Consider the following 14,121-nt stretch of genomic DNA (forward strand, 5'->3'; position numbering starts at 1 on the left):
ACGGCATGAAGATCACTGGGGTGAAGGCGGCGGCCGCGTTCGGTTTGGCCGCGTTACTGGCCGCGCTGCCGCTGACCGCGCTGGCCAAGGCGGAGTCCGGCCGGGGGACACTGGTCTCGGCCGCGTCGGTGGGCTCGGTCGAGGCCGCGGACATGCCGGACTACCTGGCCAAGGGCGAGATGTCCTCGCCGCTGGCCACCCGCGCGGTGGACGGGTTCAAGATCGAGTACCGGACGGTGGACGCGCTCGGGAAGCCGACCACGGCCACCGGGCTGGTCGCGGTGCCCAGGGCGCCGCAGCGGCGGCTGAGCGCGGTCACCTGGCTGCACGGCACCCAGGTGTACCGGGGCGACCAGCCCTCGGTGCGCCCGGACGGCACCGACCGGCGGGCCGCCTACCTGTTCGCCTCGGCCGGGAAGCTGGCCGTGGCGCCGGACTACCTCGGCCTGGGCGGCGGACCGGGCTTCCACCCGTACATGCACAACGACTCGCTGGTCACCGCCGCCGCCGACGCGGTGCGCGCGGCCACCGCCCTGGTGCGGCGGCAGGGCGTCACGGTGGACCGGCGGCTGCTGGTGAGCGGGTTCTCCCAGGGCGGCAACGGCGCGATGGCGCTGGGCAAGGCCCTGCAGCAGGGCCGGGAGCCGGGGCTCGGGCTGCGCGCGATCGCGGCGATCAGCGGCCCGTACGACTTCACCACCGCGGTGGCCGACGCGGTGGCCGGGCGGCCCGCCAACGCGGTGGCCTACCTCGGCTACGCGGTGACCTCCTGGCAGCGGCTGCACCACCTCTACGACGACCCGGCGAAGGTCTTCCGGCAGCCGGAGCTGGCCCCGCTGTTCGACGGGCACACGCCCAACCAGGAGCTGTTCCGGCGGCTGCCGCGCACGGTGGGGGAGTTCTTCACCACGGAGTTCCTGGACCGGCTGACCAACCCGGACCCGGTGCTCAAGGCGTTGTGGGCCAAGGAGAGCACCAGCTGCCAGTGGCGGCCGAGGGTGCCGGTGAAGCTGTTCGCGGCCACCGGCGATGAGGACGTGGCCTTCCACAACAGCCAGACCTGCGCGAAGCAGAGCGGGGCGCCGGTGACCGACCTCGGCAAGGTCTCGCACAACGCCAGCGCCAAGCTGGCCGCGGTTCAGGCCGTGGCGGACTTCGCCCGGTTCAGCCGGTAACCGCCGACCCCCCGGCACACCAGGTAGATCAGGAAGGACAGCGCGGTGATGAACGCGCTGACCGGGACCCCGGGGGCCAGTGACAGCAGGATGCCGCCGATCGCCGCGACCTCGGCGAAGACCACCGAGAGCAGGATCGCCAGGCCGGGCCGGGCCGTGACCCTGGCGGCGGCCGCGCCCGGCGTCACCATCAGCGCCAGCACCAGCAGCGCGCCGACGGTCTGCACGCCCAGCGCGGTCGCCACGCCGACGAGCACCGCGAACAGCGGGGTCAGCAGCCGCACCGGGACACCCCTGGCGGCCGCGACCTGCCCGTCCGCGCTGGCGAACAGCAGCGGCCGGTAGATCAGCGCGAAGGCCAGCAGCACCACCGCGGCGGTGACCGCGAACAGGGTCAGCTCGCCCGAGTCCACGGTGACGATCTGCCCGATCAGCAGGCTGAACTTGTTGTTGGTGCGAATGGGGTTCACCGCGAGCAACAGCACGCCGAGGCCCAGGCCGAAGGAGAGCACCGCGCCGATCACCGAGTCCCGCTCGGTGTCCTTCTGCCCGAGCAGCCCCAGCATCAGCGCCGCCACCACCGAGCCGAGCAGCGCCCCGGTGCCCACGCTGAAGCCGAGCAGCAGGGCCGCGGCCGCGCCGGTGAAGGCCAGCTCGGCGGTGCCGTGCACGGCGAAGGACATCTTGCGCGCCACCACCATCGGCGCCAGCACCCCGGACACCAGGCCCAGCACCAGCCCGGTGAGCAGGGCGTTCTGCACGAAGTCCTCGCCGAGCAGGGCTGCCGTGGCCTGGAAGTCGAACAGCTTGGCGAAGAACGACTCCAGGCTCATCGCAGCTCCTCCGCGGGCTCCCGCACGTGGTGGCAGTCGGCAGGGGTGGTCTCGGCGTCCGCGCCGACCACCACGATCCGGTCCCGCAGCCGTAGCACCTCGACCCTGGTCCGGTACAGCTCGCTGAGCGTCTCGGTGGTCATCACCTCGGCGGGCGGGCCGATCCGGAACCGGCCGTCCACCAGGTAGAGCACCCGGTCCACCTGGTCCAGCACCGGGTTGATCTCGTGCGTGACGAACAGCACCGCCGCGCCGGTCTGCCTGGCCCGCTCGCCGATCAGCGAGCTGACCACCCGCTGGTGCGCCAGGTCGAGGGAGAGCAGCGGCTCGTCGCAGAGCAGCACCGCGGGCTCGCCGACCAGTGCCTGGGCCACCCGCAGCCGCTGCTGCTCACCACCGGAGAGCAGGCCGACCGGGGCCTTGGCGTAGCCCGACGCGCCGACCGAGGCCAGCGCGTCGTCGATCCGGCGCGCCCGCCCGGCCCGGCCACGCAGCGCGAACGGGCCCCAGCGGTGCCCGTCCAGACCCAGCCCGACCAGGTCCCGGCCGCGCAGCGCGAGTGAGGTGTCCACCGCGCGCTGCTGCGGGATGTAGCCGATCCGGGTGCTGCCGCCGCGCACCGGCGCGCCGCCGACCTCGGCGGTGCCGCCGGTGAGCTGGTTCATGCCCAGCAGCACCCGCAGCAGGCTGGTCTTGCCGGAACCGTTGGGGCCCAGCACGGCCAGGAACTCACCCGGCGCCACGTCCAGGTCCAGCCCGTCCCAGAGCACCCGGTCGCCGAAGGCGAGCCGGGCGCCGCGGAGGCGGACCGCGGGCGTCACTGCTTCAGCGCCGCGGCCAGCTTGTCGATCTGCTCGCCCATCCACTGGGTGTAGTCCTTGCCCTCCGGAAGCGTCTCGGTCAGCTCGACGACCGGGACGTTCGCCTTGACCGCGTTCTCCTTGACCTGCTTGGTGACCGGTGACTCGGTCTGCGGGTTGTACACCAGCACCCGCGCGGTCCGCTCGGTGATCACCTTCTGGATCTCCGCGATCGCGGCGGCCGGCGGGTCGTTCTCCTCCTCGACGGCCTTGCTGAACTGGGCCGGAGTCACATCCGCCAGCCCGGCCTCGTCGAGCAGGTAGTGCGCGATCGGCTCGGTGGCCGCGACCTTGACGCCCTGGTGCGCCTGCTTGACCGCGTCCACCTTCTGCTCCAGCGCGTCGATCTTGGCGGTGAACGCCTGCGCGTTGGCGGTGAACTTGTCCTTCTGGTCGGCCTTCAGCTCGCCAAGCTTGGCCGCGACCGCCTTGGCCACGTCCTCGACCAGGTCCAGGTCGTACCAGAGGTGCTCGTTGGCGTGCTCGTGCGCGTCCTCGGCATCCGGCTTGCCGTGGTCGTCCTGGCCGGCCACCTTCATCGCCTCGATGGCGGGCTTCGCGGTGTCGTTCTTGATCATCTGCGGCACGAAGTCGTCGTAGTGGCCGCCGTTGAACACCACCAGCGCGGCCCCGCGCACGGTGGCCGCGTCGGCCGCGGAGGACTCGTAGGAGTGCGGGTCCCCGGTGGCGCCGACGATGGCCTTGACCGAGACCGCGTCCCCGCCCACCGCGCGGGCCACATCGGCCCACACGTTGGTGGAGGCGACCACGGACAGCTTGCCGTCCGCGGTCGGGCTGGGGCTGCCGCTGGTGCCGGCGGGCGTGCCGCCGCCGCAGGCGGTCAGGGCGAGTGCGGCCGCGGTGAGGGCGGCGACCGCACCCACCGGTCGGACGTAACGCGGAGTCATCGAATCCTCCTCCGAACGGGGTGGCTGCACTCGTAAGAATGGAAACCGTTGTCGAGTTCAGCCTAACCCGCCGGACCGCGTGCCACCGTCCGGGCGTGACTCATAAGCGGAACGGCGTGGTCACGAATGCATCGCGACCACGCCGTTCGGCGGAAAGAACCAGGTCAGACGGTGGTCGCCGTGAGGCGGTCGCCGGTCTCCGGGTGGAACAGGTGCACCTCGCCGTGGTCACGCAGGCCGACCTTGACGGTCTGGCCCAGCGCCGGGGGCGTACGGCCGTCAACACGCACGGTGAACCTCTCCGGGCGGTCGCCGATGCGCACGCTGCCGTAGAGGATCGCGTCCGCGCCGAGCTCCTCGACCAGTTCGACCACCATGCTCATGCCGTCGTCCTCGGCGGAGACCAGCCGGAGCGACTCGGGCCGGACGCCGAAGGTGACCTCGGTCAGGCCTGCCGAGCCGACCTTGTCCAGCACGTTCCGCGGCAGCTGCACCTCGAAGCCGTCGATCTGGGCGCCACTGCTGGTCAGCGGCACGGTCTTGAGGTTCATCGCGGGCGAGCCGATGAAGCCGGCCACGAAGGCGTTGGCCGGGGTCTCGTACAGCGCGCGCGGGGTGTCGCACTGCTGGAGCAGGCCGTCCTTGAGCACCGCGACCCGGTGACCCATGGTCATCGCCTCGACCTGGTCGTGGGTCACGTAGATGGTGGTGGTGCCCAGCCGCTGCTGGAGGGTGGCGATGTTCGCGCGGGTCTCCACGCGGAGCTTGGCGTCCAGGTTGGACAGCGGCTCGTCCATCAGGAAGACGCTGGGCTCGCGGACGATCGCGCGGCCCATCGCGACCCGCTGGCGCTGGCCACCGGAAAGCGCTTTCGGCTTGCGCTCGAGATATTTCTCCAGGTCCAGCATCTTCGCCGCCTCAAGGACCTTCTCCTTGATCTGCGGCTTCGGCACGCCGCGGAGCTTGAGCGCGAAGCCCATGTTCTCCCCGACGGTCATGTGCGGGTAGAGCGCGTAGGACTGGAACACCATGGCGATGTCCCGACCCTTCGGCGGCACGTTGGTGACGTCCTTGCCGCCGATCTGGATCGCGCCCTCGTCGACGTCCTCCAGCCCGGCCAGCATGCGCAGCGCGGTGGACTTGCCCGAACCGGAGGGGCCCACGAGCACGAGGAACTCGCCATCGGCAATGTCCAGCTGGAGCTGGTCCACAGCTCGCACCGGCGGCGTGCCCGCGTAGACCCGCGAGGCGTTGACGTAGGCGACCTCGGCCATGTGTGGTCCCTTTCGAAGTGATGCAGGTGACGCCAAAATAGCTGGTGAGCGGTCTCACGTCAGCCCCCTGGGCGACACTGATTGGTAAAGACCTCAGACAATGGCGGCTGCCTCTGCCCGGGTCAGCCCTTCACCGCGCCCGCGGCCAGCCCGGTCACCAGGAAGCGTTGCACCAGGTAGAAGACGATGACCGCGGGGATCGCGACCAGAATCGATGCAGCTGCCAGGTGGCCCCACTCCGTGCGGTTCTGCTGCACAAAAACCTGGAGCCCGACCGCCAGCGTCTTGTTCTCGTCAGCCGCGGACAGGAAGGCGGAGGCGAAGGCGACCTCGCCCCAGGCGGTGAGGAAGGCGTAGAAAGCGGTCACCGCCAAGCCCGGACGGGCAAGCGGCAGCACCAGGCGCCAGAACACGCCGAAGTGGGACAGCCCGTCGATCCGCCCCGCCTCGTCGATGTCGGCAGGGATGGTGTCGAAGTAGCTCTTGAGCATGTAGGCACAGAACGGGATCGCGGTGGTGCAGTAGATCAGCACCAGGCCGAAGCTGCTGCCCTGCAAGCCGAGGCTGAGCATGATGTTGTACAGCGGCACGATCAGCACCGCGAACGGGAACATCTGGATGATCAGGAAGCTCAGCATCGCCGGGCGGTAGCCGGGGAAGCGGAACCGGCTGACCGCGTAGCCGGTGGTCGCGGACAGGAACACCGCGATCACCGTGGTCAGCAGGGCGATCAGCACCGAGTTGCCGAACCAGGCCAGGAAGTCGCCCTTGGCGCCGGAGAGCACGTCGGTGTAGTTGCCCGCGGTGAACTCGTTGATCAGCTTCGGGGTCGGCTCCACCGCGCGGGAGTCCGGTTTGAACGAGGTGACCAGCACCCAGAACACCGGGAACACCGCGATCACCGAGGCCACCACGAGCGTGGCGTGCAGTCCGAAACTGGCCAGTGGAGAACGCTGGTCGCGCTTCAGTTTGGTCGACATCTTCACCACACCTCGCCCTGCTTGCGCAGCGCCCTGCGATAGCCGGAGGCGAACACCAGCAGCAGCGACAGGATCAGCACGCCGTAGGTCGAGGCGATCGCGTAGTCCCGGGAGGCGCCCGAGAAGAACCGCTCGAAGGCGTAGATGACCAGGATGCGGGTGTTCGGGTTGACCCCGCCGGTGACCAGGTAGATCACCGCGAACATGTTGAAGGTCCAGATGGTGCCCAGCAGCACCACGGTGCTGGACACCGAGCGCAGGCCGGGCAGGGTGATGTTGCGGAAGCGCTGCCAGGCGGAGGCGCCGTCGATCTCGGCCGCCTCGTACAGCTCGCCTGGGATGGACTGCAGGCCGCCGAGCAGGGCCACCATCATGAACGGCACGCCGAGCCAGATGTTGACCATGATCACCGCGACCAGCGCCAGGTCGGACTGGCCCAGCCACACCGGCTGCGGCAGCCCGATCGAGCCGAGCAGCTGGTTGATGATCCCGTACTGCGCGTTGAACATGTACTTCCAGGCGAACGCGCTGATGAACGCGGGCACCGCCCAGGGCAGGATCAGCAGCACCCGGTACAGCCCGCGCCCGGCGATCCGCCGGTTGAGCAGCACCGCGAGGCCGAGGCCGATCACGTAGTGGAAGAAAACGCTGGCGAAGGTCCAGACCAGCGTGCGCACCAGCACGGCCCAGAAGTCCCCGTAGGAGGGGTCCCCGGAGAGCACGTTGAGGTAGTTGGTCAGCCCGACCCACTCATAGGTGGCCGGACGGTCCAGGATCGGGTTGGCGATCGTGGCTTCGTTGATGTTGGTGAAGCTGTAGTAGACGCCCTGCACCAGCGGCAGCAGGACGAGCACCCCGATCACCACCACGACCGGCAGCACCATCGCGTAGGCGTACCAGTGCCTGGCGAAGAAGTTCCGCACGACTAGCTCATCTCTCCGGGGACGCCTGAATCAGCTGTAGTCCTTGACGACCTGGTCCTTGTAGGTCTTGGCCACCTCGTCCAGGGCAGCCTTGGCCGTCTTCTTGCCGGAGAGCACGTCCGCGTAAGCGATCTTCAGCGGGTCGAACAGCTCGCCGCCCTGCGGGATCCACGGGCGCGGGTGCGCCTTCTGCACCACCGGGGTGAAGCCCGCGACCACCGGTTGCGCCTTGACCTCGGCCGACTCGTAGGCCGACTTGCGGGTGGGCAGCAGGCCCAGCTCCTTGGCGATGGTCACCTGGGAGGCGGTGCTGGACATGCACTGCACCAGCTTGATCGCGTTGTCCTTGGCCTTGCTGCCCTGGCGCACCACGTAGTCGTGGCCGCCGACCGGGGAGCTGGAGCCGGCCGAGCCCGCCGGGACCGGCGCGATGCCCAGGTTGGCCGGGTCCTTGAAGGCGTCGCCCTTGAGCAGGTCCACCGCGGCCCACGGGCCGTCGATGACCATGGCCACGCCGCCGGTGGAGAAGGCGGCCTTCATGTTGGTGTTGGAGTTGGTCGGGTCCTGCGCGGTCTGCGCCGCCTTGGCGTCCAGCAGGCCCTTCGCGGTCTCCAGGCCCTTCACCGACTCCGGCGAGTTGACCAGGATCTTCTTGCTGGCGGTGTCCACCAGGTCGCCGCCCTCGCCGTAGATGAAGGGCAACGCGTAGTAGCCGTCGTTGTTGATGAACAGCGCCTTCTCGCCCAGCTTGGCGCCGGCGGCCTTGACCTCGGCCCAGGTGGCCGGCACCGCGATCCCGGCGTCGGCCAGCGCCTTCTTGTTGTAGTAGAGCGCCAGCGCGTCGGTGACCTGCGGGATGCCGTAGGTCTTGCCGTTGTACTTGGTCGAGCCCAGCGGGACTTCCAGGAAGTCGGCGGTGTCCTTGCCCAGCGCGGTGTCGGTCAGGTCGACCACCAGGCCGTTGTGCGCCAGCTCCGGCACCCAGGCCACCTCGGCCCGGAACACGTCCGCGCCCTGGCCGCCCTGCGCGCTGGTCTTGAAGTTGCTGCGGGCCTGGTCGAAGGCCACCGTCTCCACCGAGACCTGATAGCCGTCCTTGCTCGCGCAGCCCTCCGCGATCTTCTTGAACACGGGGGACTCGTTGGGACCGCTGGTGTCCCAGTAGACGACCTTGCTGGAGTCGCCCGCCCCGCCACCACCACCGCAGGCGGTGAGGGCCAGCGCACCGGCCAGGCCGAGGGCGGCGGCCTTGGCGAGCTTCGAAACCTGTCCTCGGGAAGTGCGTCGCATCGTTGCTGTCGTTCCCTCCGGTACCCGCTGCATCTTTGCAAGCTTTTGCGTTGAGGCTGACGCGGATTTCATACCCAATGCCCGGGTTTGGTCAAGGTCTACCGCGTAACCAAGCCGTAACGGGGGCTGGTAACAGCGCCGGATGGACCAGTGATTGCAAAAACTTGCTGTACGCGGCAGGCTGTCGGCTCGTGACGGGACTTGCCGATATCGCGCGTGCGGCCGGGGTCAGCATCTCCACGGTCAGCCGGGTCCTGAACCGGCGGGCCGGGGTCAACGAGGCGACCCGGCAACGGGTGCTCGGCGTGCTCGCCGACCTGCCCTACACCCCGCGCGGCCTCGGGGCGCTGCAACGCACCGGAGTGATCGGCCTGCTGGTGCCCGAACTGTCCAACCCGGTCTTCCCCGCCTTCGCCGAAGCCCTGGAGACCAGGGCGGCCCGGGCCGGCTACGGCTCGCTGCTGTGCAACACCCGCTCGGCCAGCCTGCGCGCCGACGGGGCCGACCTGGACGGGCGGGAGCTGGTCGAAGAGGAATATGTCCGGATGCTGCTCGCCCGCGGCGTGGAGGGCATGGTCTTCGTCTCGCCGGAGATCAACAACGCCGAGGACGGCGGCGCGAGCTACTACAGCAAGCTGCTGGCCGACGGCGTGCAGATGGTCTTCGTCAACGGCGGCGCGCCCGCGCTGGACGTGCCGGACGTGACGGTGGACGAGCAGGTGGCCGGCTACCTGGCCGCCCGGCACCTGGTCGAGCTCGGGCACCGGCGGATCGGCTTCGTCTGCGGCCCGGCCCGCTCGCTGCCCTCCCGGCTCAAGCGCGCGGGCTGGTCCGCCGCGCTGGAGGAGGCCGGGCTGCCCGCCGACCCGGCGCTGGTCGCGCACGCCCCCTACGGCGCGGCCGGTGGCGCGGCCGCGATGGCCGGTCTGCTCGACGGCCCCCGGCCCAGCGCGGTGATCTGCTCCTCCGACCACATGGCCCTGGGCGCGATGCGCGAGGCGCACCGGCGCGGGCTGTCCGTGCCGCGCGAGCTCTCCATCGTCGGCTTCGACGACATCCCGCTGGCCGCCTACTGCTCGCCCGCGCTGACCACGCTGGCCCAGCCGATCGAGGAGATGGCCAGGGCCGCGGTGGACGAGCTGGTCCAGCGGTTGAACCCGGCCGTGCGCCGCGCCGGGGGTAGTTACAGCCGGGTGTTCCGGCCGAAGCTGGTGGTCAGGGAGTCGACCGCGCCGTTGTCCTGACCTCTGAGATGGTCTGGACCAATGCGGCCGGTGATCACCCGAACGAGCTGGCCTTTCATGGCTCTGAACACAGCTTGGTCACCCAGGCTTCACTAGGTGGTTCTGAACCGTTACGGTCACTTCATGGCGCGGTCTTTGAACGCGCGGCGCCCTGCGACACTGGCGTCGCTGGCAGCGGAACTCGGGGTTTCCCGCACGACGGTCTCCAACGCCTACAACCGGCCGGACCAGCTCTCGCCGGAACTCCGGCGCCGAGTGCTGGAGACGGCCCGCAGACTCGGCTACCCGGGACCTGACCCGGTGGCCCGCTCGCTGCGCACCCGCAAGGCGGGCGCGGTCGGGCTGCTGCTCACCGAGAACCTTTCCTACGCCTTCCGCGACCCAGCGGCCATCGCCTTCCTGGAAGGACTGGCGCTGGCCTGCGAGGACGCCGGGACCGGCCTGCTGCTGGTGCCGGCCAACCCCGAGCGCGAGGACGTGGCCGCGGTGCACCGGGCCGGGGTGGACGGCTTCGTCGTCTACTCGGTGCCCGATGACGACCCGCACCTGGCCGCGGTGCTCGAGCGCCCGGTGCCGACCGTGGTCTGCGACCAGCCGGAGATCGGCACCGTGGACCGGGTCGGCATCGACGACCGCGGCGCGATGGGCCGGATGGCCCGGCACCTGATCGAGCTGGGGCACCGCAGGGTCGGCGTGATCTGCATGCGCCTGGCCCGCGACCGCAACGACAGCTTCGTGCCGGTGCACCGTCAGCACGAGGCGCACTTCCACGTGCAGCGCGCCCGGCTGGAGGCGCTGGCCACCGAGTTCGCCGCGGCCGGCGTGGACTGGGCCGGCGTGCCGGTGGTGGAGCGCTTCGACCACACCATCGCCTCCGGCTCCACCGCCGCCGCCCAGCTGCTCGACCGCGACCCGGAGATCACCGCGATCATCTGCACCTCCGACATCCTCGGCCTCGGCGCGCTGGCCGAAGCCCAGCGGCGGGGGCTGCGGGTGCCGCAGGACCTGACCGTGACCGGCTTCGACGGCATCCCGGACGCCGAGCGCGCCGGGCTGACCACGGTGCGCCAGCCGGTGCTGGAGAAGGGCAGGGCCGCGGGCCGGCTGCTGCTGGACACGGTCGACCCCGGTCGCCCGCGCACGGTCACCCTGGACACCGAACTGATCGTGGGCACCAGCTCGGGCGCGCCTAAGCCAGCCGCTCAGCAGTGGTACGGCCCCTGACCTCGAGCACCTTGCCCTTGCGGTCCAGCACCGCGCGCCAGCCCCTGGGCAGCCGCAACCGGTCCTCGGGGTTGGTCAGCTCGACGTTCTGCATGCCGAGGACCTCGCCGATGTCGGCCAGGTCCAGGTTCAGCGTCTCGATGGTGGATTCGTCGAACAGGGCGGCGCGTTTGAACACCGCGCTTTCCAAGTTGACGTATTTGAACGCCTTGATGAAGCTGAAGATCGCGTCATCGTGGAATTCCGTTTCCGCGGCCTGGACCTCGCCGTGGAACTCCGAGGTGCTGAAACTCGCTTTTCCGTAGAACAGGCTGCCGGTCAGCTCGACGGTGCCGGTGAAGGTGACCGCGTCCAGGGTGAAGCCGGCGTAGAGCTCGGCGTCCGGGGCGCTGAACACGCCGACCCGGCACTGGTTGAGCACGAAGTTCTCCAGCACCGCGCCGGTCAGGTCGAGATTGCAGACCACGTCTTCCGGCGCGTTGCGCAGGATTTCCGCGACCAGCCGCTGCGCGGCCAGCCGGACCTGGCGTTCCCGGTCTTCCGCGCGGTCCTGCTCGTCCTCGGCGTGCGGCAGTTTCTTGGGCTTGGGCGACGGCTGGATGTCATCGCCGCTGAGCTGGTTGCGCAGGGTCTTGTAGCGCTCGTGCCGGAACGGGCGGCGCAGGTAGGAGCACAGCACGTCCACCACGGTCTGGGTGCGGGTCGGATGCGCCCGCGCCAGGCCCACCAGCGCGTGCAGGGCGCCCACCCGGACCTGGTCCGCCTCGTGCCCGAGCAGCTCCACCGAGCGGGCGAACCGCTCGTCGGCCACCCGCTCCCGGTCGTGCATGGCGCGCACCCGCTCCAGCTCCTGGCGGGCCACCTCCACGGTCTGCCGGTCCCGCTCGATCTCCCGCCGGTCCTCCTCGGTGCGCCGCCTGCGGTCGTTGAGCCACAACGCGTACAGCGCGATCAGCGCGCCCGAGGCCACGCCGCCGGTCTTGAGCGCCTCGGCCCGGCCCGCGCCCGGATCGGAGCTCAGCAGCCAGCCCACGGCCAGGCCGAGCACGCCGATCGCGCCGCAGATGGTGGCGCCGAGCATGACGCTCTGCTTGTCCTTGTCCGCCCGTCGCGCGCGCAGGAGCAGCAGCACGACCGCGGTCACCAGACCGGCCGCGCCACCGCCGACCCACAGCCAGGGCTCCATGCCCAGATTGTCTCTCCCGATCTGCCGTTCCTCCTGGTGAAGGATGTTTTTCCACCCGGACGGCCGAGAGAATGAACTCACCATTCGACCGGCGCCGTCGAATTGTCACGTGCGCCTTCGTAAATCTCCCCGGTTATCCTTGCCGCTATGACTCAGGCGCCGCGCACTCGGGGCAGGCTGAACCGGTCGCTGGTGCTGGCCAAGGCGATCGAGCTGATGGACGCCGACGGCGTGGACGGGCTCACCATCCGCGCGCTGGCCACCGCGCTGGGCGCCAAGCCGATGGCGATCTACACCTACTTCGCCGGCAAGGACGAGCTGCTCGCCGCGGCCTACGAGGACCTGGTCACCCGCACCCCGCTGCCCGCGCTGGAAGAGGGCACCGAGGGCCTGAAGCGGGCCATGCGCGCGCACCGGGCGGTACTGCTGGCCCACCCCTGCCTGATCCAGCTGGTGGTGCGGATGGACCGGCCCGGCGAGTACGACCTGCGGCTCAACGAGGCCGCCTTCGCCGCGCTGCTGCACGCCGGGATGTCCCCGCGCGAGGCGCTGCTGCGCGGGGCGGCGGCCAACTGGCTGGTGCTGGGCAGCCTGACCCGCAACACGGCCAAGATGGTCCAGCACCCCGAGCGGCCGCCGACCGCGGCGGACTTCCCGCCGGAGACCCATCCCGCGCTGCACGCGGTGCTCTCGGTGCTGCCCGGCCTCGACGAGGAGGAGCTGTTCGAGGCCGGGCTGGACCTGGTGCTCGGCACTACTTCCGGCAGCTGACGTCCTTGGCGGGCAACGCACCGGCGATGAGGTAGCCGGTCACCTCCGCGTCCACGCAGGCGTTGCCGAAGTTGGCGTAGACCCCGTGCACGCGGGTGTTCTCCAGCAGCACCAGCCGTGCCTGGTCGCCGAGCGCGCGGCGCAGCCCCTGGGCTCCGACCAGCGGGGTCGAGGTGTCGCCGGATGCCTGCACGATCAGCACGCTCTTCGCCCGGCCCGGCACCACCTGGGCCGGCGGCTCGACCGGCTTGCCCGGCCAGAACGCGCACGGGTGGATGTTGCCGGCCGCCGCGCCGAAGAACGGGTACTTGCGCCCGTCCAGGGCCGAGTCCACCGCGTAGCGGGCCGGATCGCGCGGCCATTCGGCGTCGTCGCAGGCCACCGCCAGGTGACCGGAGAACAGCTCGTCCGCGGGGGGCAGCGCGGCCACCTGGTCTGCCAGGGCGATCGCCGCCGGGTCGCGCAGCGCGCCGCGGTCCAGGTCGCCGATCAGCGCGGCCAGCGCCGGGTTGTCGCGCTCGTCGTAGAGCACCCCGCGGACCACCGGGCGCAGCACCTCGCCGGTGAAGGTGAACGAGCCGTGCTTGACCGGGTTGCGGTCCAGCTTCGGCAGCAGCGCGTCCAGCCGGGCCCTGACCCGCTCGGCGGTCTGGCCCAGCGGCGCGCCGTTGCGCACCGTCCAGTCCGCCCAGTCGGCCAGCGCCTGCTCGTTCACCGGGCCCCAGTTGCGGAAGCTCTGCCGCCAGGCCGAGGCCGGGTCGACCGCGCTGTCCAGCACCACCCGGTCGGCCCGCTCTGGGAACAGCTGGGTGTAGACCGCGCCCAGGTAGGTGCCGTAGGAGGTGCCGAAGTAGCTGGCCGTGCGCTCGCCGAGCGCGGCCCGGACCGCGTCCAGGTCGCGGGCGACGTTGCGGGTGGTCAGGAAGGGCGCCAGGTCGCCGAAGCGCCGGTAGCACTGCTGGGCGAGGTCGGCGGCGGCCCGCGCGTCGGCGGCGAAGCCGTGCTTGCCGGGGTGCCGGGGCCAGGTCACCTCGAACAGCGAACCGGTCTGGCCGCAGGCGACCTGCCCGCTCTGGCCGATCCCGCGCGGGTCCATGCCGATCAGGTCGAAGCGGTCCAGCACGTCCTTGGGCAGCCTGCCGTGCAGGTCGCTCGGCAGGTCAAGGCCCGCGCCGCCCGGCCCGCCCGGGTTGGTCAGCAGGATGCCGTGCCGCTTGGCCGGGTCGGCGGCCTTGATCCGGGAGATGGCGATCTGGATCTTGCGGCCGCCCGGGTGCCGGTAGTCCAGCGGCACGGTCAGAGTGGCGCATTCCTGGGGCGTGCCGGGCTGGCCGTCGCAGTCTGTCCACTGTGGACGTTCCGAGGTGGGTTCGGCGGTGGCGGGCGCGGCCGTCGTCGCGAGCAGGGCGACGGCGGCCGTGGCCAGCAAGTACCTTCGGTGGGGCATGCCACC

13 protein-coding genes are annotated in these 14,121 nt (G+C 70.7%); 4 read left to right on the top strand and 9 right to left on the bottom strand.

Annotated features, from left to right (window positions below):
• Positions 1-5: 5 nt before the first annotated feature.
• Positions 6-1,175, top strand: a complete 1,170-nt coding sequence (locus ACWDY5_RS11965; protein WP_449722222.1) for a lipase family protein — start codon at positions 6-8, stop codon at positions 1,173-1,175.
• On the opposite strand, the gene ACWDY5_RS11970 is transcribed toward ACWDY5_RS11965, so the two are convergent.
• The 7 genes from ACWDY5_RS11970 to ACWDY5_RS12000 all read right to left on the bottom strand — a co-directional run bounded on the left by ACWDY5_RS11970 (position 1,139) and on the right by ACWDY5_RS12000 (position 8,243).
• Complete coding sequence (locus tag ACWDY5_RS11970; protein ID WP_449722223.1) at positions 1,139-2,008, bottom strand: metal ABC transporter permease; 870 nt, start codon at positions 2,006-2,008, stop codon at positions 1,139-1,141. The genes ACWDY5_RS11965 and ACWDY5_RS11970 overlap by 37 nt on opposite strands.
• Positions 2,005-2,829 (bottom strand): metal ABC transporter ATP-binding protein, encoded by an 825-nt coding sequence (locus ACWDY5_RS11975; protein WP_449722224.1) that lies wholly within the window; start codon positions 2,827-2,829, stop codon positions 2,005-2,007. The genes ACWDY5_RS11970 and ACWDY5_RS11975 overlap by 4 nt, the downstream gene beginning before the upstream one ends.
• Positions 2,826-3,776, bottom strand: a complete 951-nt coding sequence (locus tag ACWDY5_RS11980) for a metal ABC transporter solute-binding protein, Zn/Mn family (protein ID WP_449722225.1) — start codon at positions 3,774-3,776, stop codon at positions 2,826-2,828. The genes ACWDY5_RS11975 and ACWDY5_RS11980 overlap by 4 nt, the downstream gene beginning before the upstream one ends.
• A 164-nt stretch (positions 3,777-3,940) precedes the next feature.
• Entirely contained in the window at positions 3,941-5,050 is a 1,110-nt protein-coding gene (locus ACWDY5_RS11985) for an ABC transporter ATP-binding protein (protein WP_449722226.1), read from the bottom strand.
• 122 nt (positions 5,051-5,172) lie between these two features.
• Positions 5,173-6,030, bottom strand: a complete 858-nt coding sequence (locus ACWDY5_RS11990; RefSeq protein ID WP_252483135.1) for a sugar ABC transporter permease — start codon at positions 6,028-6,030, stop codon at positions 5,173-5,175.
• Positions 6,031-6,032: 2 nt separating this feature from the next.
• Positions 6,033-6,914 (bottom strand): carbohydrate ABC transporter permease, encoded by an 882-nt coding sequence (locus ACWDY5_RS11995; protein WP_449722303.1) that lies wholly within the window; start codon positions 6,912-6,914, stop codon positions 6,033-6,035.
• Between the two features lie 69 nt (positions 6,915-6,983).
• On the bottom strand, positions 6,984-8,243 hold the full coding sequence (locus ACWDY5_RS12000) for an extracellular solute-binding protein (protein ID WP_449722227.1): 1,260 nt from the start codon (positions 8,241-8,243) through the stop codon (positions 6,984-6,986).
• A 191-nt stretch (positions 8,244-8,434) separates the two neighbouring features.
• Here ACWDY5_RS12000 and ACWDY5_RS12005 point away from each other — a divergent pair, with 191 nt between their 5' ends.
• The gene (locus tag ACWDY5_RS12005) at positions 8,435-9,487 is read left to right on the top strand and encodes a LacI family DNA-binding transcriptional regulator (protein WP_449722228.1); all 1,053 of its coding nucleotides are present in this window, start codon (positions 8,435-8,437) and stop codon (positions 9,485-9,487) included.
• A gap of 123 nt (positions 9,488-9,610) precedes the next feature.
• Complete coding sequence (locus tag ACWDY5_RS12010; protein ID WP_449722229.1) at positions 9,611-10,711, top strand: LacI family DNA-binding transcriptional regulator; 1,101 nt, start codon at positions 9,611-9,613, stop codon at positions 10,709-10,711.
• Here ACWDY5_RS12010 and ACWDY5_RS12015 read toward each other — a convergent pair.
• Entirely contained in the window at positions 10,677-11,897 is a 1,221-nt protein-coding gene (locus ACWDY5_RS12015; RefSeq protein WP_449722230.1) for a pentapeptide repeat-containing protein, read from the bottom strand. The two genes, ACWDY5_RS12010 and ACWDY5_RS12015, sit on opposite strands and share 35 nt — an antisense overlap.
• 147 nt (positions 11,898-12,044) lie before the next feature.
• Between ACWDY5_RS12015 and ACWDY5_RS12020 the strand changes: the two genes are divergently transcribed.
• Positions 12,045-12,668, top strand: coding sequence for a TetR/AcrR family transcriptional regulator (locus ACWDY5_RS12020; protein ID WP_449722231.1), 624 nt, complete (start codon positions 12,045-12,047; stop codon positions 12,666-12,668).
• Here ACWDY5_RS12020 and ACWDY5_RS12025 read toward each other — a convergent pair.
• Positions 12,652-14,115, bottom strand: coding sequence for an alpha/beta hydrolase (locus tag ACWDY5_RS12025; protein ID WP_449722232.1), 1,464 nt, complete (start codon positions 14,113-14,115; stop codon positions 12,652-12,654). The two genes, ACWDY5_RS12020 and ACWDY5_RS12025, sit on opposite strands and share 17 nt — an antisense overlap.
• Between the last annotated feature and the right edge of the window lie 6 nt (positions 14,116-14,121).

This window comes from Crossiella sp. NPDC003009, from assembly GCF_053591555.1.

Coding starts and splice junctions, on each gene's coding strand:
- ACWDY5_RS11965 (WP_449722222.1), top strand. CDS start 6: ATGAAGATCACTGGGGTGAAGGCGGCGGCCGCGTTCGGTTTGGCCGCG.
- ACWDY5_RS11970 (WP_449722223.1), bottom strand. CDS start 2,008: ATGAGCCTGGAGTCGTTCTTCGCCAAGCTGTTCGACTTCCAGGCCACG.
- ACWDY5_RS11980 (WP_449722225.1), bottom strand. CDS start 3,776: ATGACTCCGCGTTACGTCCGACCGGTGGGTGCGGTCGCCGCCCTCACC.
- ACWDY5_RS11985 (WP_449722226.1), bottom strand. CDS start 5,050: ATGGCCGAGGTCGCCTACGTCAACGCCTCGCGGGTCTACGCGGGCACG.
- ACWDY5_RS11990 (WP_252483135.1), bottom strand. CDS start 6,030: ATGTCGACCAAACTGAAGCGCGACCAGCGTTCTCCACTGGCCAGTTTC.
- ACWDY5_RS11995 (WP_449722303.1), bottom strand. CDS start 6,914: ATGGTGCTGCCGGTCGTGGTGGTGATCGGGGTGCTCGTCCTGCTGCCG.
- ACWDY5_RS12000 (WP_449722227.1), bottom strand. CDS start 8,243: ATGCGACGCACTTCCCGAGGACAGGTTTCGAAGCTCGCCAAGGCCGCC.
- ACWDY5_RS12010 (WP_449722229.1), top strand. CDS start 9,611: ATGGCGCGGTCTTTGAACGCGCGGCGCCCTGCGACACTGGCGTCGCTG.
- ACWDY5_RS12015 (WP_449722230.1), bottom strand. CDS start 11,897: ATGGAGCCCTGGCTGTGGGTCGGCGGTGGCGCGGCCGGTCTGGTGACC.
- ACWDY5_RS12020 (WP_449722231.1), top strand. CDS start 12,045: ATGACTCAGGCGCCGCGCACTCGGGGCAGGCTGAACCGGTCGCTGGTG.
- ACWDY5_RS12025 (WP_449722232.1), bottom strand. CDS start 14,115: ATGCCCCACCGAAGGTACTTGCTGGCCACGGCCGCCGTCGCCCTGCTC.